Annotated in this window: 19 protein-coding genes; 15 read left to right on the top strand and 4 right to left on the bottom strand. The window is 52.3% G+C overall.

Features of this window, described 5'->3' with window-relative positions; all coding sequences use genetic code 11:
- Positions 1 to 248 precede the first annotated feature (248 nt).
- The 6 genes from MKO97_RS04445 (at position 249) to truB (ending at position 5,184) form a co-directional block, all read left to right on the top strand.
- On the top strand, positions 249 to 725 hold the full coding sequence (locus MKO97_RS04445) for a TlpA disulfide reductase family protein (protein WP_241104865.1): 477 nt from the start codon (positions 249 to 251) through the stop codon (positions 723 to 725).
- Positions 725 to 2,419: a DUF6029 family protein gene (locus MKO97_RS04450; RefSeq protein ID WP_241104866.1), complete on the top strand. Its 1,695-nt coding sequence runs from the start codon at positions 725 to 727 to the stop codon at positions 2,417 to 2,419. Before MKO97_RS04445 ends, MKO97_RS04450 begins: the two co-directional genes overlap by 1 nt.
- Before the next feature lie 74 nt (positions 2,420 to 2,493).
- Complete coding sequence (locus MKO97_RS04455) at positions 2,494 to 3,369, top strand: ABC transporter permease (RefSeq protein ID WP_241104867.1); 876 nt, start codon at positions 2,494 to 2,496, stop codon at positions 3,367 to 3,369.
- A 73-nt stretch (positions 3,370 to 3,442) separates the two neighbouring features.
- Positions 3,443 to 3,685 carry a DUF3098 domain-containing protein gene (locus MKO97_RS04460; protein ID WP_241104868.1) on the top strand — a complete coding sequence of 81 codons (243 nt, stop codon included), beginning with the start codon at positions 3,443 to 3,445 and terminating at the stop codon, positions 3,683 to 3,685.
- Positions 3,686 to 4,492 carry an undecaprenyl-diphosphate phosphatase gene (locus tag MKO97_RS04465; protein ID WP_241104869.1) on the top strand — a complete coding sequence of 269 codons (807 nt, stop codon included), beginning with the start codon at positions 3,686 to 3,688 and terminating at the stop codon, positions 4,490 to 4,492.
- Positions 4,489 to 5,184: a tRNA pseudouridine(55) synthase TruB gene (gene truB, locus MKO97_RS04470; protein WP_241104870.1), complete on the top strand. Its 696-nt coding sequence runs from the start codon at positions 4,489 to 4,491 to the stop codon at positions 5,182 to 5,184. The genes MKO97_RS04465 and truB overlap by 4 nt, the downstream gene beginning before the upstream one ends.
- Here the strand turns inward: truB and MKO97_RS04475 are convergent.
- Entirely contained in the window at positions 5,173 to 5,766 is a 594-nt protein-coding gene (locus MKO97_RS04475; RefSeq protein ID WP_241104871.1) for a thioredoxin family protein, read from the bottom strand. The two genes, truB and MKO97_RS04475, sit on opposite strands and share 12 nt — an antisense overlap.
- 56 nt (positions 5,767 to 5,822) lie before the next feature.
- On the opposite strand from MKO97_RS04475, the gene MKO97_RS04480 reads away from it, so the two are divergent.
- From MKO97_RS04480 to MKO97_RS04495, 4 genes are all read left to right on the top strand, one after another.
- Entirely contained in the window at positions 5,823 to 6,617 is a 795-nt protein-coding gene (locus MKO97_RS04480) for a patatin-like phospholipase family protein (RefSeq protein ID WP_241104872.1), read from the top strand.
- A gap of 72 nt (positions 6,618 to 6,689) precedes the next feature.
- Complete coding sequence (pyrH, locus tag MKO97_RS04485) at positions 6,690 to 7,397, top strand: UMP kinase (protein ID WP_241104873.1); 708 nt, start codon at positions 6,690 to 6,692, stop codon at positions 7,395 to 7,397.
- 8 nt (positions 7,398 to 7,405) lie between these two features.
- Complete coding sequence (gene frr, locus MKO97_RS04490; protein ID WP_241104874.1) at positions 7,406 to 7,966, top strand: ribosome recycling factor; 561 nt, start codon at positions 7,406 to 7,408, stop codon at positions 7,964 to 7,966.
- A 76-nt stretch (positions 7,967 to 8,042) separates the two neighbouring features.
- Positions 8,043 to 10,535 (top strand): DUF5686 family protein, encoded by a 2,493-nt coding sequence (locus MKO97_RS04495; RefSeq protein WP_241104875.1) that lies wholly within the window; start codon positions 8,043 to 8,045, stop codon positions 10,533 to 10,535.
- On the opposite strand, the gene MKO97_RS04500 is transcribed toward MKO97_RS04495, so the two are convergent.
- On the bottom strand, positions 10,532 to 10,861 hold the full coding sequence (locus MKO97_RS04500; RefSeq protein WP_241104876.1) for a multidrug efflux SMR transporter: 330 nt from the start codon (positions 10,859 to 10,861) through the stop codon (positions 10,532 to 10,534). The two genes, MKO97_RS04495 and MKO97_RS04500, sit on opposite strands and share 4 nt — an antisense overlap.
- Positions 10,861 to 13,128, bottom strand: coding sequence for a cation:proton antiporter (locus MKO97_RS04505; RefSeq protein WP_241104877.1), 2,268 nt, complete (start codon positions 13,126 to 13,128; stop codon positions 10,861 to 10,863). Before MKO97_RS04505 ends, MKO97_RS04500 begins: the two co-directional genes overlap by 1 nt.
- Positions 13,129 to 13,293: 165 nt before the next feature.
- Between MKO97_RS04505 and MKO97_RS04510 the strand changes: the two genes are divergently transcribed.
- The 5 genes from MKO97_RS04510 to MKO97_RS04530 all read left to right on the top strand — a co-directional run bounded on the left by MKO97_RS04510 (position 13,294) and on the right by MKO97_RS04530 (position 20,258).
- A complete protein-coding gene (locus tag MKO97_RS04510; RefSeq protein WP_241104878.1) occupies positions 13,294 to 15,672 on the top strand; it encodes an RND family transporter in 2,379 nt (792 codons plus the stop codon).
- A gap of 317 nt (positions 15,673 to 15,989) precedes the next feature.
- Positions 15,990 to 17,423 carry an asparagine--tRNA ligase gene (asnS, locus tag MKO97_RS04515; protein WP_241104879.1) on the top strand — a complete coding sequence of 478 codons (1,434 nt, stop codon included), beginning with the start codon at positions 15,990 to 15,992 and terminating at the stop codon, positions 17,421 to 17,423.
- 343 nt (positions 17,424 to 17,766) lie between these two features.
- Positions 17,767 to 18,156 (top strand): GxxExxY protein, encoded by a 390-nt coding sequence (locus MKO97_RS04520; RefSeq protein WP_241104880.1) that lies wholly within the window; start codon positions 17,767 to 17,769, stop codon positions 18,154 to 18,156.
- Positions 18,157 to 18,185: 29 nt separating this feature from the next.
- Positions 18,186 to 19,646 carry an RNA polymerase factor sigma-54 gene (rpoN, locus tag MKO97_RS04525; protein ID WP_241104881.1) on the top strand — a complete coding sequence of 487 codons (1,461 nt, stop codon included), beginning with the start codon at positions 18,186 to 18,188 and terminating at the stop codon, positions 19,644 to 19,646.
- Between the two features lie 6 nt (positions 19,647 to 19,652).
- Positions 19,653 to 20,258: a hypothetical protein gene (locus MKO97_RS04530; RefSeq protein ID WP_241104882.1), complete on the top strand. Its 606-nt coding sequence runs from the start codon at positions 19,653 to 19,655 to the stop codon at positions 20,256 to 20,258.
- Here the strand turns inward: MKO97_RS04530 and MKO97_RS04535 are convergent.
- The gene (locus MKO97_RS04535) at positions 20,253 to 20,951 is read right to left on the bottom strand and encodes a porin family protein (RefSeq protein WP_241104883.1); all 699 of its coding nucleotides are present in this window, start codon (positions 20,949 to 20,951) and stop codon (positions 20,253 to 20,255) included. The genes MKO97_RS04530 and MKO97_RS04535 overlap by 6 nt on opposite strands.
- Between the last annotated feature and the right edge of the window lie 64 nt (positions 20,952 to 21,015).

Consider the following 21,015-nt stretch of genomic DNA (forward strand, 5'->3'; position numbering starts at 1 on the left):
AGAATCACTAAGGTGGCCGCAATGTAGGAAATTTTCCTTCAGGTAACAATAGCGCTTTTGGAATTATCCACTACTTTTTTTGTTCCGTCACAAAATCGCCTGAAACTGTTTGGTTTTTCCAAGAATCCCGCATCAAATCACAAAATAGACTGCATTTCTTTTAATTTCCAACATGCAAATAACCGTTGTGGTCGGTAACTATCCCATCATATTTTCTTAATATTGCCGCGACCACCAAACCCAGGCATATGAAAAAACTCCTCCTGCTCCTGTTGCTGGCTTCCGGCGCGGCGCACGCCCAAAAAGAAATGCCGGCTGTCACACTGAAGTCGCCGGATAATAAGTCGTTTAACGTAAAAGAGGACTTTTCCGAGCCCGATAAACTCTATGTCTTTTCATTCTGGGCAACCTGGTGTGTGCCCTGCATTAACGAGCTTGATGCCATCAAGGAAAAGTATGGTGACTGGTCGAAAGAACTGAACTTCCAGGTAGTGGCCATTTCCATCGATGACAGCCGAACCCAAAAGCGGGTACGTCCGTTGTTGTCAGGGAAAGAATGGCCGTATGCCATCCTGCTCGACAGCAACCAGGAACTCAAACGGGCACTGGCCGTGGCGAATGTTCCGTATACGGTTGTCGTGAAAAACAAGAAAATCGTCTACATCCACAATGGGTATAGCCAGGGTGCCGAGAAGGAACTCTTTGAAAAACTGAAGACGCTGTGATGAGACGGTATTTTTTCGCATGGGCGCTTTGCGCGGCCGTCGCCGTACAGGCACAGGAGGAGCAGAAAACAGACTATGGTAAGCTTTTCGGCGGATTTGAATCGAATTCGGCCTGGTACCTAAATGATAAAGGACGTAACCTGTCGCATCCGGAGGATCCGTTTCGTTCGAATAATTACCTCCAACTCAATTACCAATACAAGAAATGGACAGCGGGCATACAGGCGGAATCCTACGCACCCTCGGCCCTGCTGAATTATAATCCGGGTTTTGACGGCACGGATCTCGGACTCTATTTCGTATCCTACAACTCCACCAAACTCGATGTCACCGTCGGGCATTTTTATGAACAGTTCGGTTCCGGGCTCATCTTCCGTGCCTGGGAAGACCGGGCATTGGGTATCAATACCGCGCTTCGGGGCGGACGTATTGTGTGGCGACCAATTGACGCCCTCCGCCTAACGGCCATCGCCGGACGGCAGCGAAGCGGTTTTGGTGTGGCAAAAGGCGATGTTTATGGCTTCGATTCGGACCTGAACGTATCTAAATGGCTGAAGTTCTCTTCATCTGACCTGTCGTTTGGCTTCAGTTGGCTGGGGCGCTATGAGAAGGTAGAAGATTTCGAACCGGCCTTGTTCGACGAATTGACGAATGCTTATTCGGGCCGTTTCAATTTCATCCATAACGCCTTTTACCTGTCAGGGGAATACGATTACAAAACGCGCGATGCGGTGCCGGATGCGCAGTTGAACATCAATAACAACTTTGCCCGGTCGGGCAATGCGACCCTCATCAACTTTGGTTATTCCGGAAAGGGATTGGGTATCGATGCTACGCTCCGCCGTATCGAAAACATGCTTTTCCTGTCAGAGCGCGAGCCGACCCCGGCACCGGACGGCGTTTCCTCAAGCCTCAATTATAATGATAAGGTGCTAGGCTTCCTCCCGGCACTCACCAAACAGCACCACTCGAACCTGGCCAATATCTACGTCTACCAGGCGCAGGCCCGTGTTGACTACATCGACCCTACGATCATGAAGGCTGGAGAGACCGGCGGGCAAATCGATGTGTTTTACGATTTCGCCAAGGATACGCCGCTGGGAGGCAAATACGGTACGAAGATTGCCGCCAACGCCTCGAGTTGGTACAACCTTGCGGGCAATTACCGCTTCATTCCGGTCGATTACCACACGAAATTCTTTGGAGTAGGACAGAAATACTACTCCGACTACAACCTCGAAATCCGCAAGCAATTGTCAGAGAAATGGCATTCGGCCTTCTATTACGTCAACCAGTATTATGACCGGTTGTGGCAAGGGCAGGGAAGCGAAGTGGTGAAAACGAACATTTTGGACGCTGAGGTTACCTATAACTTTTCTGCCAGTCGTTCCATCCGCGTTGAGGGCGAACACATGTGGGCCGATGCCGACAAAAAGAACTGGGCGGGTGCTACCGTCGAGTTTAATGTAAATGACCACTATTCGTTTTATGTGTGGGATATCTACAACTACGGCAACGACGACGAGAGCCAGCAAACCCACTATTACAATTTTGGCGGGTCGTATCGAAAAGGATCGACACGCCTGGCGCTCAACTATGGGCGGCAACGGGGCGGACTCGTGTGCGTCGGAGGCGTTTGTCGTTTCGTTCCGGAAAGCACCGGACTCACGATTTCGCTGAGTACGGCGTTTTAAGGGGTAGTTTCAAGGGGCAAAGTGAGGCGTGACTTCCCATCTTTTTCCTTACTTTTACGCGAAATTCGTCGTCTATGAGTTCGTCTTACGAAAAGTTCAAGAAACGCAGGTTGATTTCCTCGTATTTCTCGGTAGTGCTGAGCATCTTCCTGGTGCTTTTCCTGTTGGGGATATTCGGTCTTTTCGTGCTGAATTCGAAGCAACTGTCGGATCACTTCAAAGAGGAAATCCCGATGACGGTTTTCTTCAAGACCGAAGCGAACGACAGCGTGATCAACGCCTTCGCACAGGAAATGAAGACCGCCCGGTTTGTGAAGTCGGCGACTTACGTCAGCAAAGAGGAGGCCGCCAAGATCATGATTGCCGATATTGGGGAGAACTTTATGGACTATCTCGGCGAGAATCCGCTGAAAAACTCCTTTGACATACGACTTAAGGCTTCTTACATACACGACGACAGTCTTCGTAAAATAGACGAACGGATCCGCAAGAACGAGATGGTGGCCGATGTCGGATATGACAAAGTTTTGGTAAAACTCGCGTACGAGAATATCGAACAGATCAGTCTTTACATCTTAATCCTGGCGGGGGTGATGGCGATTATTGCCATTCTCCTCATCAACGGATCCATCCGCCTGTCGATTTATTCCAACCGCTTTATCATCAAAACGATGCAGATGGTGGGGGCTACCAAAGCCTTCATTCGTCGACCGTTTATCGTGCGAAGTGTCACGCTGGGCGTCGTGGGCGCGCTGTTGGCCGTTGGCGCATTGGTGGCGACACTGTTATCGCTCGACTACTATTTCCCGAACCTCGGATTGACCAACCAGCCGCTGGCATCGGCCCTGGTGTTGGTGGGTGTTCTGGTAGTGGGGGTGCTGATCGCATGGGTCAGTACGTTTTTCGCTACCCAACGCTACCTGAACCTTCGGACCGATGATTTATACTAAAACCGCCGGAAGGGAGTTTTAACAACCAAATCGCGATTGCGCGGTATATGCAAACCCGGATAACGAATCTATCATGAACAACAAAGAACATAAACCCGAGTTCCTGTTCGAGAAAGTGAACTACAAGATCTTGCTGATCGGACTCGCGGTCATTACACTTGGCTTCATCCTGATGTCAGGGGGCGGCAGCGACGATCCCAACGTCTTCAGTGACAAGATTTTCGATTTTCGCCGGATCCGCCTGGCACCTGCCGTCGTGTTGATCGGATTCGGTATAATGATATATGCCATCCTCAAAAATCCGAAAAAGGCCTAAATGAACTTTTTTGAAGCCCTGATCCTTGCGATCATCGAAGGCCTGACGGAGTACCTGCCGGTTTCTTCAACCGGACACATGATCTTCGCCAGTTCCTATTTCGGGATACAAGAAGACGATTTTGTAAAACTCTTCCAGGTAGGCATCCAGTTTGGCGCTATCCTGGCCGTAGTGGTGCTGTATTGGCGAAAGTTCCTCGACTTCACCCGTTTCCAATTCTATATCAAACTCGCACTGGCCGTCGTACCGGCGCTGGTGCTCGGTTACCTTTTTGACGACGCCATCGATGCCGTGCTCGGGGATCCCATACCGATTGCCCTTGTGCTCATTGTCGGAGGCGTCGTATTATTGTTTGTAGACCGTCTTTTCCAGCAACCTGAAATCACCTCTGAAGAGGGCATTTCCATCCGACGCGCCGTCACCATTGGCGTGTGGCAATGCCTTGCGATGATGCCGGGCACCAGCCGTTCGGCCGCCTCGATTATCGGAGGTATGCAACAGAAACTCAACCGGCAAACGGCGGCGGAGTTTTCGTTTTTCCTGGCCGTGCCTACCATGCTCGCCGTGACGGTCTATTCGGTTTTTGTCAAAACCTATAAAACATCCGGGCTTAAAGGATACGAGTTGCTGACCCAATCGGGCGACAATCTCAAGATGTTCCTGTTTGGCAACGTAGCCGCCTTCATCGTCGCGCTGCTGGCGGTGAAGTTCTTCATTGGTGTCATCCGCAAATACGGCTTCCGTCCGTGGGGTTGGTACCGTATTATCGTCGGAGCGGTGTTGCTCGCCTATTTTTCCCTCGAATGACCACCGTCGAACAGTCGTTTACCGAAGGTCGTATCCTGTTGATCGACAAACCGCTGCATTGGTCGTCGTTCCAGGCGGTCAATAAGATCAAATGGGCGCTTAAAAAACACCTCGGACTCAAAAAAATCAAGGTGGGCCACGCGGGTACACTCGATCCGCTGGCGTCGGGATTACTGATTGTGTGTACGGGTAAGGCGACGAAACAAATACAGGAATTGCAGGGACAGGAGAAGGAGTATACCGGTACCTTTCGTCTGGGCGCCACGACGCCGTCCTATGACCTCGAAACGGAAATCGATGCGGTATTTTCGACGTCGCACCTGACGGAAGACAGCATCCGTGAGGCCACACGTCAGTTTGTCGGGGAAATTGACCAGAAACCGCCTGTTTTTTCTGCCATCAAAAAAGATGGGAAGCGTTTATACGAACATGCCCGCGCGGGTGAAACGGTTGAAATTGCATTCCGAAAGACCACGATTTACGAATTCGAACTCACGCGCATCGAAATGCCGGATGTCGATTTCCGCGTGCGGTGTTCGAAAGGTACCTACATCCGTTCACTGGCCCACGATATGGGAGCCGCCCTGCAGTCGGGTGCCCATCTTACCGCATTGCGGCGTACCAAAAGTGGTGGTTTTTCTGTAGACGATGCGCTGTCGCCCGAGGGTTTTGTCGCGACGTTAGCGGAGTAGCGCTGCGATTTCCTCCTGCGTCGACGTTCCTTTGTCGTGCAAATACCACAGTTGTAAGTCGGTCTTTCCCGCCTCGTCAAACACGCCATGTGCTGCTTTGTAGTCGCGCACGAGTTGGGCAGCGGGTTCCGGTCGCGGTCCCCAGGTTGCCACGACGGTTTTGGTTTCGTTATCCAGGATGAGGAGTTTAGGGATGGAACGCGTGCCATTCGTAAGATAGGCGTCCATCAGTTCCGGATGTTGGTCGCGAAACACGATTTTCAGTTCGATTTTGTCGGATGCCAATGCCATTTTGTGCATCACCGGAAGCAACTGCGCGGCATCGCCACACCAGCCTTCCGAAAGGACGAGCCAGGTATACGAATGGGTAAGGTGTTGCAGTTTTGTAGCCACAGCGTCTTCCAACTGCACCGTTTTTTGCAGCCTGTTCATACGGGTTTCGTTGAGTTGGGAATAGTGCACCAGCGCGTCTGACTGGACGTTGCCGGTCGCTTTTCCCTCAGCGAGCAGGGCCGTAACCGTTTCGCGATACTGCGCATAGGTCTGGGCCTTTAACAAGCTGTTGGCAATAAGGGCATCCATAATTTGCATAGTTTTGTTTGGCGTTGCGAAGGTACGAATATGCACATCATCCGACTATGACCTCTACATACAAACACATCGGTCTTACCCTGTCTGGCGGCGGCACGAAAGGACTCGCCCACGCCGGGGTGCTCAAATATCTTGACGATCATGGATTTACGCCCTCGCAGATCGCCGGGTCAAGCGCCGGTGCCATCGTTGGTGCGTTGTATGCCTTCGGTCAGACGCCCGAGCAGATACTGGAGTTCTTCAAGTCGATTTACTTTTTTCACTGGCGGCATTTTACACTGAAGAAACCCGGACTTATCGATTCGCATTCCTTCCAGCCCTATTTCAATACGATTTTTGGCGATACGCGCATCGGCGACCTTCCGTTGAAGCTGCATATCACGGCGACGGATATGGTGAAAGGCAAACTACGTATTTTCGGCCCGGAGACCCGCATTACCGATGCGGTGCTGGCGTCGGCTGCCGTGCCCGGCATGATGTGTCCGTATGAAATTGACGGCAATCTGTATTCCGACGGCGGCATCCTCAACCACTTTCCGGCCGATGTACTGCAGGGACGGTGTGACCATTTGATCGGGGTGTATGTGAGCCCGGTGCAGGATATCGAAGCCAAAGACCTCAATTCGATTAAATCAGTGATGTCGCGTGCCGTCGAATTATTGACAGCGCATTCCAATACACAGAAATTTAACCTGTGCGACCGCATCATCATCCCCGAAGGGCTGTGGCAATTCGGCACCTTTGAAACCAATAAAGCCAAGATGGATGCCATTTTCGAATCGGGTTACCAGGCCGCGATTGCGTCTTTTGAGGCCGAGACCAAAAATGCGGTATCGCTTTAGCGGAAAAAAGGGAATGTACTATATTTGCACAACAAAAATCGGATGCCCCGGCATCCAAACGGTAATCCCCTGATGAAATACAAAAGAATTCTCCTAAAGCTCAGCGGCGAGGCACTGATGGGTGACCGTCAATACGGTATCGACCCGTTACGGCTGGCGGAGTACGCAGACGATATCAAGAAAGTACATGACCTCGGTGTTGAGATCGCCATCGTAATCGGTGGTGGCAACATCTTCCGCGGTGTTGCCGGGGCCAGTAATGGAATGGATCGCGTGCAGGGGGATTATATGGGGATGCTCGCCACGGTCATCAACGGCATGGCGCTTCAGGGTGCCCTGGAAGACAAAGGCATGCAGACGCGTTTGCAGACCGCCCTCAAGATCGAAGCGATTGCAGAACCCTACATCAAGCGTCGCGCGGTGCGTCATCTTGAGAAAGGACGTATCGTTATCTTCGGAGCCGGTACGGGTAACCCGTATTTTACGACCGACACGGCTGCCGTTTTGCGGGGTGTTGAAATCCATGCGGATGTCATCCTGAAAGGAACCCGCGTCGATGGTATCTACACCGCGGATCCTGAGAAAGACCCGAATGCGGTGAAGTTCGAACACATTACCTTCGAAGACGTCCTCAGCAAAGGCCTGAACGTAATGGATACTACCGCCTTTACCCTGAGCCAGGAAAACCGCCTGCCGATTGTGGTATTTGATATGAACAAAAAAGACAACCTCCTCAAGATTTGCGAAGGCAGCAATGTGGGGACGGTGGTAAGTATATAATCAAGAAAATGGAAGAGATCGATTTTATCCTGGAAAGCACCGAGGAGTCAATGGCCGCCAGCGTCGCCCACCTCGAGAAATCATTCCTGAACATCCGCGCCGGAAAGGCGAGTCCGGCTATGCTGGGCAGTGTGTTTGTCGATTATTACGGTTCTTCGACACCCCTGTCGCAGGTAGCGAACATCAGTGTTCCGGATGCCCGCACCCTCACCATCCAGCCGTGGGAAAAGAACATGTTGGGCCCAATCGAAAAGGCCATCATGGTCGCGAACATTGGCTTCAACCCGATGAACAACGGAGACGTCATCATCATCAGCGTTCCGCCGTTGACGGAAGAGCGTCGCCGTGACCTGGTGAAACAGGCGAAGATTGAGTCGGAAGACACGAAAGTCAGTATCCGCAACGCCCGCCAGGAGGCCAACAAAGAAATCAAGAAACTTGAAAAAGAAGGCACGTCGGAAGACCTGTGCAAGAATGCGGAAGCGGAAGTGCAGGAACTCACGAACAACTTCATCAAAAAGGTCGACGAGCATCTCGCCATCAAAGAGGCGGAGATCATGAAAGTCTAAAACGCCTTTCCCCTACACATTATCCGCTTCGGCGGATTTTTTTATCCGTATTTTTGACGTATCGCCGCGCCCACATATGAAACAACTGCTCTTCTTTCTATTCCTTCCCCTTTTGGCCCAGGCCCAGATTGTGGTGAAGGGAGCAGTAACCGATGCGGCCACTGACGCGCCACTGGCTTTTGCGAACGTGTCGGCAAACGGACGCCCGGTAGCCATCACCGATGTCGATGGTCGCTTCCGTGTCGATTTGGCGGCGCCGGTCGAGTTGGTCTTTTCGTACCCCGGCTATCGACTGCAGCGGGCCCGACCCGAAAGCGCCAACAGCTATTTCAATATCCGTCTGGCACCTGAAACCGGCGAAACGGGCCGGGAGGCCGCCAAAAATGCCAACGTCGCCGCCAATTCGGTGGTACGGCTGGTCATCGAGCGGCGCAACCAAAACGACCCACAAAAGCGACTGGCGAGTTACCGTTTCAATGCGTACAACAAACTGGTTGTCACGGCGGAACCCGATTCTATCGATGATCGCATCGGCCAGCACACCGTTTCCCGTCGCGGACGGAAGGAGGTGGAGCCTGATTCGACGGTGTATAAGTTCCGGCAGTTGATGGACAAACAACACCTCTACCTCATGGAGCGGGCGTCGCGTTTTGAATATGCGGCAGGCCGGCTCAAGGAAACGGTCCTGGGCGCGCGGATGGCCGGTTTTCGGCAACCCGTATATGAAGTCATTGGCTTTACGCAACAGTCGTATTCTATCTACGATCCGGAGTATGACCTGATGGAAACGCGTTACCGAAGTCCGTTAGCGGAGAACGCGCCACGCTACTACTATTACAAACTTCTTGATACCACCGACATTGGCGGACGCCCGGCCTACGTGCTGTACTTCCGGTCGAAGAAAGACACGCCCAAGCGGCCAGTGCTGCGCGGCCTACTGTATATCGATACCGAAACCTACGGCGTCGCAAAGGCCGTCATGCGCGTAAAAGGGATCGTGAATTTACGGGCCACGCATGACTTTCATTTTTTGGAGGATAAGGGAATATGGTTCCCGACCGGAAGTGAGTTCCGCATCGACAAAGGCACCAATGATGAACCCATCCGGATATTGGGCGAGACCGTCACCTTCGATCCCTCGCCCGACAGTGAACGCCATCGAAAATTACAGCCGTCTGACTATACCTTCGTGCAATCGGCGACGACGTATTACGGACTCGAATATGACGTGCCCGTTGACATCCGGCGCACTGCCGTTTCGATTGACATACGGGATTCCGCCATCGACCGCGATACGGCTTTTTGGGATGCCTTCCGACGCGACACATTGGACGCCCGCAGCCGCGAAACCTATCACGCGCTGGACCGGCTTTCGAAGAAACGGCAGATCGAGCGAAAGTTCCGGATCGGAAAGAAAATCATCAATGGGTATCTTCCGGTTGGGCCGGTCGACCTCGATCTTCGGTATTTGCTCAGCTATAACAATTATGAGGGATTTCGGTTTGGGGTCGGAGGCGTCACGAACGAACGACTGTCGCCCTTTTACCGGATGGATGGTTATATTGCGGATGGTACGAAAGACGGACAAATGAAATACAGCCTGGGAGGTGCCGCCCGCGTGGGGAAGTTCTCGGGTTCGTGGATGGGAGTGAATTATACCGACGACATCCGGGAGATTGCGAGTACGTCGTTTGCCATTGACAAACGGGTGTTCAAGATCTATGATCCGCGACCTATCAACATCAGTACATTTTACAACCACAAGACGTGGCGGGGTTACATCGAAACGCGTATCATCCCCAAGACCGAGAGCATCTGGCAATTGCAGCACAGTGACGTCCGGCCGCTGTTTGGCTATGAATTCGTTACCAATGGCCAGACCTATAGCCGGTATACGCTTACGACCGCTTCCCTTGCCCTTCAATGGAATCCGTTCAGTGATTATATGCAGACGCCGACGGGCCGTCTTGAGATCGAGAAACGCTATCCGCAGTTTACGTTCCAGGTGACGCGGTCGATGAAAGGGTTTTGGGACAGCGATTTTTCGTTTATGAAGTTCGACTTCCGTACGGAGTATGAAATTCCGTACCTCGACGGACAGCGGTCTTCGTTTTTGTTGACGGCGGGCTATGCCAACGGCGATGTGCCGCTTACGCATCTCTATAACACCTCTCCGAACAACCTCACGAAAGACCGGCTTTTGCAACGGATTACCATCGCGGGCAAGAACAGTTTTGAGACGATGTATTTCAATGAATTCTTCTCCAGCCGCTACGTCACGTTCCAGGTAAAGCATGGTCTGCGCCGCATTCGGTTGGCCCGTAAGGTCAAGCCGTCGCTCGTGTTTGTATCGCGCATGGCCTATGGTTCGATGCAACGGCCCTGGCAGCATGTGGGCATTGCGTATAAGACGCTGGAACGAGGGTTTTTCGAGTCGGGCCTGGAACTCAATAAGATTTACTCGGGATTGGGGCTTACCGCATTTTACCGATACGGTCCCAACCAATTGCCCCGCATGGAAGACAATCTGGCCGTCAAACTCAGCTTCTCGCTTGATCTGGGTTTTTAACGGGAGGAGACGACCTTGAGTCCGACGACCGAAATCAATAAGGTGGTGATGAAGAACAGCCGCCAGAAATCAGCCGGTTCTTTGAAGAAAACAATACCGACCAGTACGGTTCCTACGGCGCCGATGCCCGTCCAGACCGCATACGAGGTGCCAACGGGTAAGGTTTGGGTAGCCTTATAAAGGAGGAACATACTACAGGCGAGACACACGAGAAAACCCGTCATCCATCCCCACCAATGCAGGCCGGAGGTTTCTTTGGCTTTGGCGAGGCAGGAGGCAAATCCGACTTCGAAGAGGCCGCCGATGATCAAAAACACCCAGCCCATTACGGACGGATGATTAGTACAGAAGGGATGTGTCCGAGCCACGGACTTTGCGTATTCACCAGTTTTTTCCAGCTTTCAAGGCTTACGATCATCATGTCTTGCGATTCGAGGAAGTCGCGTTTCATGGTGCGTCCGCCCATCCGTCCGATGTACTCAGGTGCGGTCGCCTCAACTTCGGCGAGCATACTGCGAAGTACGGGACTGTCGTCTCCTTCCACCCCTTCCGCGACCGTTACAATCGACTTGTTGTTGTCAATCAGGCGCTTGGCATACGTGACAAGGAAGGCATCGCCATCCCCAAACACGGGCATGAAGATACGGTCGATGTGTTCGAGGTTCTTGTCTACGAGAATCCCCACCGGCATTTTACATTTCGTCAGGATTTGGCGCGTACGTTCGTCGAAAGGAGAATTTTCGAAAAGTCCTTCTTTTCCGGTGAATTTGTCGATGAGGCGGTCGGGGTTGATGATGCGGGTTGTGAGTCCGAGTACCTTCCCTAACAACGTTCCCTCAAAAATCGAGTGACCGAGTCCGACCAGCAACAGGTCGTAGTCGCCTTTGTTGGCGATTTCGACGATATCCATATCGATGTCGTTCGACGCCTTGAAGAGTTTTACGATAGGCTGTTCCAGTTCTTCCGCTTCGGCAAGGATGGGCGAGAAGGTCTTGTTCTCCAATTCTTCGAAATCAAACGTATGGATTTCGTTACTCAGCGTGAGGTGCATGGCCGTGACGGTATTGCCTCCCGGTTCGCGGCGCACGAGTCCGGCCGCCAGACGCAGCAACGCCCGTCCGCGGTCGGTATTTCCGAAGGAGAAGAGGATGCGGTAGGGACTTTCCTTTTTGATTTCCTCTATGATGACGTCATCTTTGGTTTTGAAGATAAAGTTGATGAGGTTGAGCGCCGGGCCTGTCATGATGGTCGTCAACAACGCCATGATCACCATCATCGTAAACACCGTGGGGGTAAGGACTTTCAGGTCGAGCCCGATGTTGAGCACCACCAGTTCCATCAATCCACGGGTGTTCATCAATGCTCCAATCGTAAGGCTGTCGCGCCAATTCTGGCCGGTGAATTTCGCGGCCAAGGCACTTCCGAGAAACTTACCGACAACGGCTACGCAGATGATCCATCCGGTGAGTTCCCAATGTTTGGGATCGTCGATGAGGCCGATTTGGGTGCGGAGACCGGTAAATACGAAGAACAACGGCAGTAACAGGATGACCGAAACATCTTCTACCTTCTCGATAAAGATGTTGCGGAATTTGGTGTTGTCGGGCATGATCGCGCCGGCCATAAACGCACCGAATAACGCGTGGATGCCGATGACTTCAGTGGTATAGGCCGAGATGATGAGGGTCAGGAGGAAAATCGCCACTACCGGTTTGCTCAGGCTTTGGCGGGACGCTTTCAGGTCGCCGATCCGCTTCAGGAACGGACGGACAAGGTAGAGCATGATCAGCACATAGAGCACCGCCATCCCGATTACGTATAACGAACTGCCGAAGGAGCCTGCCTTTACGATGGCGATGACCGCGGCCAGGATACACCAGGCCGTGATATCGTCGGCGGCGGCACAGGTGATGACGATGGCGCCGAGTTTGGTTTTATGGATGCCACGCTCCTGCACGATACGGGCCAGTACGGGAAAGGCCGTGATGCTCATGGCGATGCCCAGGAAGAGCGCGAACGACAGGAACCGAACGGAGCCCGGCGCGTATTCGCTGTAGATGAAGTAGGCGAGGCCCAGTCCCAGTGCAAACGGGAAAACGATGCTGGCGTGACTGATGACGACCGCGTCTTTCGCTTTGTTTTGCAAGGCTTTCAGGTCGAGTTCCATGCCGACGACGAACATGAAGAGGATGAGGCCGATCTGGCTTAAGAACTGAAGGTTGCCGAGGGATTCTTTAGGAAAAAGCAGCGAAGAATACTCGGGTAAATAGTGCCCGACAAGTGAAGGTCCGAGCACAATACCGGCGAGGATTTCCCCGACGACAGAGGGTTGGCCGATTTTGCGGCAGATCCAGCCGAAGAAACGCGCCACGAGTATGATGGTGATGATCTGTGCGAGCAGCAGGGCCAGGGGATGGTGAAGGTTGTCGCTGATGCTAGCCAGGAAATCGTCCCAGCGATCGTGGTACGACCCGGCGTGTTTGAACTGACGGCCGCTTTCGAGCACCTGCCCTTTCGAGGTAATCCAGTACATCAGGGCGCCTGCACCGCCGATGGTTACAATGTAAAAAAGGGAGTTCTTCAGGTTCTTCATGCCGGAAAGATGTCGGAAGCCAAAGATAGGAAAATGACTTTCGAAAAACACGTCGTTGGCGAATGGTTACAAAATCTTAAATAAACGGCGTTTGGGGGTATTTTTAAGGGGCGATGGTTGGGATTTCCCGCGGTGGAAACGTACCTTTGCGCGGCATTTCCAAACATGAAACGAAAAAAGAAAGCACGTCCGATTGGGGCCTGGGAGAAGGCGGCCCGTATCATCCTTACCAATAGGGTGGCCCTTCTTGTGGGCATTGGCGTGCTGACACTCTTCCTGGGGTGGAATTGCCGTAAACTCGGTATGACCTACACCGAGGCCAACCTGCTTCCTAAAAAACACCCGGCGAATATTGCGTATGAAAAGTTCCTTTCGCAGTTTGGCGAAGAGGGGAACCTGATCGTATTGGGCGTAAAAGACAAGCGTTTCTTCACACCGAAGGCGTATGCCTCGTGGAATACGCTGATGACCGGACTTAAGAGCCAGAAAGAGGTAGAGTTGGTGATCTCGTTGAACGACCTCAAAAAACTCGAGAAGGATACGGTAGCCCAGCAGTTTCGCATGGTGCCGTTGCTGGATCAGGCAAAGACGACGGATGAAGCCTATTTGCGCGCGATACGCAGCGAACTGTTCGACCGCTTGCCGTTTTACGAAGGACTGCTTTACAACAAACAGACCGGGACCATCCGTTCGGTGGTGTATTTAGATAAAAAGATGGTGAACACGGCGGCCCGTAAGGATTTCATCCTTGATAAGCTGGTGCCGGCCGTCGAGCGGTTTGAAACCGAGACGGGTATTGACCTGAAGGTGTCGGGCATGCCCTATATCCGGACGATCAATGCCGATAATATGAAGGGCGAGATCGGGTTGTTTATCGGTGCGGCCTTGTTGACCGTGTCGGTGATCTTTTTCTTTTTCTTCCGCTCGTTCCGGGCGACGCTGATTTCGATCTGCATCCTGCTGCTCGGCGTATTGTGGTCGTTTGGCACACTAGGGTTGTTCCAGTATAAAATTACGATTCTCACTGCGGTGGTGCCGCCACTCATTATCGTGATCGGTATCTGTAACTGTATTTTCCTGATCAATAAATACCAGCAGGAAATCCAGAAACACAAGAACCAGGCGAAGGCGCTGCAACGCGTCATTTCGGAAATCGGGATGTCGACGATGATGACGAACCTGACAACCGCTGCGGGTTTTGCGACTTTTATGATCACGGGTAACGACCTCCTGTTTGAGTTCGGTTTGGTGACCTCGCTGAATGTCATTACGGTGTATTTGTTGACGCTGATGGTGGTGCCGATTGCCTACAGCTTCATGCCGATGCCGAAGGAGAAGCACCTCTACCACCTGTCGAAGAACTATATTTCGTCGTTGCTGGATCGCGTGGAATTCAACGTCCTGAACCGGCGCGGACGTATCTATGCCACGTATTTCGTATTGCTTGCCGTGAGCATCTATGGCGTGTTGCAGATGCGGGTATCGGGCAGTTTATTGAGTGAGATGCCGAAGAATGCCTCGTTCTTCGATGATATTGTCTTTTTTGAAAAGGAATTCAAGGGCGTGATGCCGCTTGAAATTACGATCCATACCGACAAAGGCCGGGTGGTGACGCCGGGTACGATCCGCCGGATGGAGGAATTGCAGGAGACCATCGCGGAGACGCCCGAATTGTCACAGCCGGTGTCGGTCGTGAATTTTGCGAAATACCTGAACCAGGCGTTCTACAACGGCAACCCGGCGTATTACCAGGTGCCGAGTTCGCAGGAGCAGGTGTTTGTTTTGTCGTATGCCAAGTCGATGCTGAAAGGCAACGGAAAGGGCGACAACCTGATGAAGAGTTATGTCAGTGCGGATGGTCACACAGCACGGATCACCACCTTTATGAAAGACATTGGCACCGACCAGATGGTGAAGGTAGAGGCCCGCTTACAGAAGAAAATAGACGAATTGTTCCCGAAAGGGAAATACGATGTGGCGATTACCGGAAAGGCCCTGGTCTTTGAAAAAGGAACCGCCTATCTGGTCGATAACCTGATCGAGTCGATCATTTTTGCCATTGTGATGATTGCCGGATTGATGGCCTACCTCTTCCGTTCGGCGCGGATGGTGGCAGCTTCGGTGATCACGAATATCTTGCCATTGTGCATCACCTCGGGCCTGATGGGTTACTTCGGCATTCCGCTGAAGCCGTCGACGATTTTGGTTTTCAGTATTGCCTTTGGCATTTCAGTGGATAACGCCATACAGTTCATGGCGAAATACCGACACGACCTGGTGGAAACCCGGGGCGATATCTTCCAGTCGGTATTGAACGCGATTCGCGAGACCGGTATCAGTACGTTCTATACGTCGGTCGTGTTGATCCTGGGCTTTGCGACGTTCACCCTTTCGAGTTTCTCGGGTACGATTGCGTTGGGCGGACTCATTTCGGTCACGCTGCTTTTTGCGATGTTCGCCAACCTGCTGGTGTTGCCGGCCCTGGTGCTGACGTTTGAACGGAAGCGTATAACGTGGAAGAAGTCGCAGTCGCAGTCGCAGTAGTTAGTTCAGGCTTAGTACTGTTGCGTTAGGGATAGGAGCGGCAGCCTTTTTGCCTCTGTTTTTAATTGGGGAAATCCTTCCATTTTTGATGCCGGTTGTGGGGAGTTGGGCAAAAAGCTATAGCGGATAGCCCGACGGCGCCTTTCCCAGTAGGCAGTGCGCAGTAGGCAGTGTGCAGTGGGCGCCGGAACGCCATGAGAACAGTAGTCAGTAGGCAGTGGTTAGTGGCCAGTCTCAGTACGTAGTGGATGACGGGAGAAACTGCCTACTGCTTACTGCCAACTTTTCCTATCTTTGCACCTCAATTTTTCGACGACATGAAACACACCAAAGTGAAAGACCTGCTGGCCAGCGAAAAGGCGATGCAGGATGTGAATGTGAAAGGATGGGTGCGGACGTTCCGCAACAGTCAGTTTTTGGCATTGAACGACGGTTCGACGCTGCACAATATTCAGTGTGTGATCGATTTTGAGAATACGCCGGAGGAAACGCTGAAACGCATCACGACGGGCGCTGCGGTGTCGGTGACGGGTGACCTGACCGAGAGCCGCGGGGCGGGGCAGAAGTATGAGATCCAGGCGCGTAATATTGAGATTTTGGGTGATTCGGATGCGGAAAAGTATCCGATCCAGCCGAAGAAACACTCGTTGGAGTTCCTGCGCGCGAATGCCCACCTGCGGGTGCGTACCAATGCCTTTGGTGCCATCATGCGGGTGCGGTCGGTGTTGGCGTATGCCGTGCACAAATACTTCCAGGACCGGGGTTTCGTGTATGTGAACACGCCGATCATCACGGGTGCCGATGCGGAAGGGGCCGGGGAAATGTTCCAAGTGACGGCCTTGCCGCTTGACAATCCGCCACGTACTGAGGAGGGCCATATCGACTACAAAGAGGATTTCTTTGGAAAGCATACGAACCTGACGGTATCCGGACAATTGGAAGGCGAGACGTTTGCGATGGCGTTGGGTCAGATTTATACGTTCGGGCCGACGTTCCGGGCGGAAAACTCGAACACCTCGCGTCACCTTGCGGAGTTCTGGATGATCGAGCCGGAGGTGGCGTTCAACGACCTTGACGACAACATGGACCTGGCGGAGGACTTCATTAAATATGTCGTGAAATATGCGGTTGACCATTGTGCCGATGACCTGAAATTCCTGGAAGGCCGTTTGCTGGAGGAGGAAAAACAAAAGCCGCAGGCGGAACGCAGTGAGATGGCGCTGTTGGAAAAGCTGGCGTTCGTTTTGGATAATGGGTTCAAACGGGTTTCGTATACCGAGGCCATTGACATCCTGAAGGATTCTACGCCGAATAAGAAAAAGAAATTCCAGTACCTGATCGAAGAATGGGGCGCTGACCTCCAAAGTGAGCACGAGCGCTTCCTGGTGGAGAAACATTTCAAGTGTCCGGTTATCTTATATGATTACCCGGCCAATATCAAAGCGTTTTACATGCGCCTGAACGAAGACCAGAAAACGGTTCGCGCGATGGATATCCTCTTCCCGGGCATCGGGGAGATCGTCGGTGGCTCGCAGCGGGAGGAGCGGTATGACGTGTTGGTGGAGAAGATGAAGGTGCTGGGTATTGATGAGGAAGAACTTTGGTGGTACCTTGATACGCGCAAGTTCGGTTCGGCGGTGCACTCGGGCTTTGGCCTTGGGTTCGAGCGGTTGGTGTTGTTCGTGACGGGTATGACGAATATCCGGGACGTGATTCCATTCCCACGGACGCCGCAGAACGCGGAATTCTAATTTCAGAGAATATAAGGCGCGGGGTTTTCTTCGCGCTTTTTTTGTGGAGGCCGCGAAGACACGAAGGCGCAAAGTCGTAAAGCCGTAATGCTGTAAAGCCGCGAAGGCACGAAGGCGCGAGGGTACGAAGGAGCGAAGGCAGGAGACGCGAGGGCGCGGCGTTTGGGTCGTCATCGGGTCGGGATTGTTGTAAATACGTTTCTATCGTGTCTTAGCGTCTTCGTGGCCCTTCAAACGAATGGTCACGTATCTCTGACCTCACGTCTTTGTGGCACTATTGAAAATGTACGGGAAAACCGTATCCAACCAAGCCGTGCTTCGGGGTAACTTGGCGAAAAAAAGTATGTTTCACCCTACAACCGAAGACATCGCCACCGGCATCGTTCATGCAGCCTATCGCGTGCATCGTGCCTTGGGTCCCGGTCTGCTTGAGCGTATCTATGAATCCTGTCTGGCCTATGAATTGCGAAAAGCCGGGTATCGTGTGGAGCGCCAGATCCCGTTGCCCATTGTATACGATGGCCTGGTATTTGAAGAAGGATTGCGGCTGGACCTGTTGGTCGAAAATCGGATTATCATCGAAATAAAGGCGGCCGACCACCCGCATCCGATTTGGACCGCACAATTGTTAAGCCATTTAAAATTGACGGACAAAAAATTGGGTTTTTTGATTAATTTTAATGTGCCCTTACTAAGGGACGGAATCAAACGTTATATACACACGAAAACCTAGCGCTTCAAGCGTTTACGGCGAACTATACAATGCTCAGACAATCACTTAACCTCAAACTTTCCCAGAAACTTTCACCGCAGCAGATCCAGTTGATGAAACTGATCCAGTTGCCCACGCTCGCATTTGAACAACGACTGGCGGAGGAATTGAACGAGAATCCCGCCCTGGAAGCCGGACAGGAGGAGGAAGACTACGCCCAAGACGAGTTCGAAAACGACGACTACGACGACTATGAAGAAGAGGACCGCGACGACCCCATCAGCGACGACCTCGAAATCGACCAATACCTGAGCGACGACATTCCGGATTATAAGACCAAGTCTAACAATTACAGCGACGACGACGAGCAGCGCGAATCCCCGCTGGCCGCCGCCGTTACGTTTCACCAGGACCTGCTCAACCAATTAAGCACCTTTCTGCTGACCGACCAGGAGCGCGAGATCGCAGAGTTTCTCGTCGGCAGTGTTGACGATACGGGCTACATCCGGAGGAGTCTTACGGATATCGTCGACGACATGGCCTTTACACAGGGTATTTACACCGATGAAAAAACCGTAGAACGGGTGTTGCATGTCGTGCAGAGTCTGGAACCGGCCGGTGTGGGGGCCCGCGACCTTCAGGAGTGCCTATTGCTGCAACTCCGCGCCAAGACGCCCACCGAATCGGTGTCCATCGCACTGGATATCATCGAAAAGAACTTCGAGCGTTTTACGAAGAAACAGTATGACAAGCTACAGGAACGCCTCCTCATCAGCAACCAACAGCTACGGGACGCCATCCATGAAATCGAGAAACTGAACCCGAAACCGGGTGGGAATTTCGCAGGCAGCACCCGTCCGACCGAGAATGTCGTGCCCGACTTTTCCATCCGTATCAACGAGGGCGATCTCGAACTTTCCCTTAACGGACGTAACGCGCCGACCTTGCACGTGTCACGGGACTATCAGGACATGCTACAGACCTACAAAGAGTCAAAAGACAAAACCGTACAGCGGGATGCGGTGCAGTTCATCAAACAAAAACTCGACTCAGCGAAGTGGTTCATCGACGCCATCAAGCAACGCCAGGAAACCCTCATGGTAACGATGACGGCGATTATGCAGTATCAGGAGGAGTACTTCCTTACGGGAGACGAAACACGCCTTCGCCCGATGATCCTGAAGGATATCGCGGAACGCACCGGATTGGACGTGTCGACCATCTCGCGCGTCGCCAGTAGTAAATACGTGGAAACACCCTATGGCACCAAACTCATCAAGGAGTTCTTCTCAGAAGCGATGAAAAACGACCAGGGAGAGGATGTGTCGACGTTGGAAATCAAGAAAATCCTCCAGGATATTATCGATGAGGAAGACAAAAGCAATCCGCTGAACGACGATGCCCTTGCCGATATGCTGAAGGAACGTGGCTATCCGATCGCCCGTCGGACGGTAGCGAAATACCGCGATCTTCTGGAAATACCATCCGGCCGGATGCGACGTAAAATCTGATACGTCGTGGAACGGAGCCTTCGTATTTTTTCCTATTTATTTCACCCGTTGTTCATCTCGGTCTATGCGATCATGCTGTTTTTTATCTATGGCAGCTATCGGTTTGACTACGAAGAGGTGTTTGTGTTGACGATACAAATCGTCATCATCACGATTTTCATTCCCGTAACCTTCTACTATCTGCTGTTGTCGCTGGGGAAAGTCGATTCCATCATGCTTTCCGAAACATCGCAGCGGCGCATCCCATTGGTGGTGCATTCCATTTTATTGGTAGTGTTGCTAAAACGCACGATCCCGCTTGACGTCTATCCGGAGTTGCATTTCTTCTTTTTGGGATGTCTGGTGAGCACCGTGGCAGCCTTGGTGTTGGTACTACTCCGCATCAAAGCAAGTTTGCATATGATCGGAATATCCGCACTTACGATTTTTGCCATTTGCGTCAGTCTTCATGCACAGGAACGTCTGATCCTGCCGATTGTCGTGCTGCTGCTTTGCAACGGGCTGGTTGCAACGTCACGACTGGTGATGAAAGCACATTCGCACCAGGAATTATTACTCGGAACCGGACTTGGCGTTATCCCGCAGGCAATGCTACTCTATTTCTGGTTATAGGATGTAGAACATGAGGCCGAGGTTCAGCGCGCGCATGTCCAACGCCTGTCCGTCATCCAGAAAACCGTCCCGGAAGAGCGAAGTCATACCGTAATACACGTGGAAGTTCCAGGTGTTATAACCTACTGAAAGCGTAGGTCCGTATTGCAGAGGCTCGAGGTCGTCATTTTGTCGCACCACGATTTTGTCATCACCCGAAAAAGTTGACTTGCTGAAGACCAGCCAACGCACTTTGAAACCCGCGTAGATACGCCAGAATTTCGTTGAGGTAGGCGTGGAATTCCGCCATCGAAATTCGAAAGGCGCTTCTATAAAAAGCTGTTCGAGTTTGTTGCGGTCGTAATCGATGTCGTCTAAGATCTGGTAGGTCACATTTCCTCCCGATTCCGACACAAACATGTCATGATGGTACTTATTCCAGGAAAGCCCCAAGCCCGCTGCCACCGCCACCGTGCGTGCTTTGTTAAGCGGCATATCCCGAAGGAACCCGGCGTGAAAACCGGTCGCGAGTCCGTTTTGCGAATAGCCCTCCGGCGTTTTGAGTAAGCGGTTATAAGTGAGGCCGACGTAAAACTGGTCTTCCCGGTACAAAGAATCGACGGCCGGGAACGGACTTTTGAGGGAATCGACAGACGACTGCGCCAAAACCGAAAAGGGCAGGAACAGTAAAAAAAGGGGGATTACGCGCATCATGGTTTTTTCAGTCGTATAAAAATACAAAAAGGAACGGTCTGCCGGACGGCTCCCGCCCTTGGGA

It is taken from the genome of Flavobacterium sp. HJ-32-4 (assembly GCF_022532105.1).
Classification (GTDB): domain Bacteria; phylum Bacteroidota; class Bacteroidia; order Flavobacteriales; family Flavobacteriaceae; genus Flavobacterium.

Excerpts from the sequence above, each read along its gene's own strand:
- MKO97_RS04445 (WP_241104865.1), top strand. The coding sequence starts at position 249 with ATGAAAAAACTCCTCCTGCTCCTGTTGCTGGCTTCCGGCGCGGCGCAC.
- MKO97_RS04450 (WP_241104866.1), top strand. The coding sequence starts at position 725 with ATGAGACGGTATTTTTTCGCATGGGCGCTTTGCGCGGCCGTCGCCGTA.
- MKO97_RS04455 (WP_241104867.1), top strand. The coding sequence starts at position 2,494 with ATGAGTTCGTCTTACGAAAAGTTCAAGAAACGCAGGTTGATTTCCTCG.
- MKO97_RS04460 (WP_241104868.1), top strand. The coding sequence starts at position 3,443 with ATGAACAACAAAGAACATAAACCCGAGTTCCTGTTCGAGAAAGTGAAC.
- MKO97_RS04465 (WP_241104869.1), top strand. The coding sequence starts at position 3,686 with ATGAACTTTTTTGAAGCCCTGATCCTTGCGATCATCGAAGGCCTGACG.
- truB (WP_241104870.1), top strand. The coding sequence starts at position 4,489 with ATGACCACCGTCGAACAGTCGTTTACCGAAGGTCGTATCCTGTTGATC.
- MKO97_RS04475 (WP_241104871.1), bottom strand. The coding sequence starts at position 5,766 with ATGGATGCCCTTATTGCCAACAGCTTGTTAAAGGCCCAGACCTATGCG.
- MKO97_RS04480 (WP_241104872.1), top strand. The coding sequence starts at position 5,823 with ATGACCTCTACATACAAACACATCGGTCTTACCCTGTCTGGCGGCGGC.
- pyrH (WP_241104873.1), top strand. The coding sequence starts at position 6,690 with ATGAAATACAAAAGAATTCTCCTAAAGCTCAGCGGCGAGGCACTGATG.
- frr (WP_241104874.1), top strand. The coding sequence starts at position 7,406 with ATGGAAGAGATCGATTTTATCCTGGAAAGCACCGAGGAGTCAATGGCC.
- MKO97_RS04495 (WP_241104875.1), top strand. The coding sequence starts at position 8,043 with ATGAAACAACTGCTCTTCTTTCTATTCCTTCCCCTTTTGGCCCAGGCC.
- MKO97_RS04500 (WP_241104876.1), bottom strand. The coding sequence starts at position 10,861 with ATGGGCTGGGTGTTTTTGATCATCGGCGGCCTCTTCGAAGTCGGATTT.
- MKO97_RS04505 (WP_241104877.1), bottom strand. The coding sequence starts at position 13,128 with ATGAAGAACCTGAAGAACTCCCTTTTTTACATTGTAACCATCGGCGGT.
- MKO97_RS04510 (WP_241104878.1), top strand. The coding sequence starts at position 13,294 with ATGAAACGAAAAAAGAAAGCACGTCCGATTGGGGCCTGGGAGAAGGCG.
- asnS (WP_241104879.1), top strand. The coding sequence starts at position 15,990 with ATGAAACACACCAAAGTGAAAGACCTGCTGGCCAGCGAAAAGGCGATG.
- MKO97_RS04520 (WP_241104880.1), top strand. The coding sequence starts at position 17,767 with ATGTTTCACCCTACAACCGAAGACATCGCCACCGGCATCGTTCATGCA.
- rpoN (WP_241104881.1), top strand. The coding sequence starts at position 18,186 with ATGCTCAGACAATCACTTAACCTCAAACTTTCCCAGAAACTTTCACCG.
- MKO97_RS04535 (WP_241104883.1), bottom strand. The coding sequence starts at position 20,951 with ATGATGCGCGTAATCCCCCTTTTTTTACTGTTCCTGCCCTTTTCGGTT.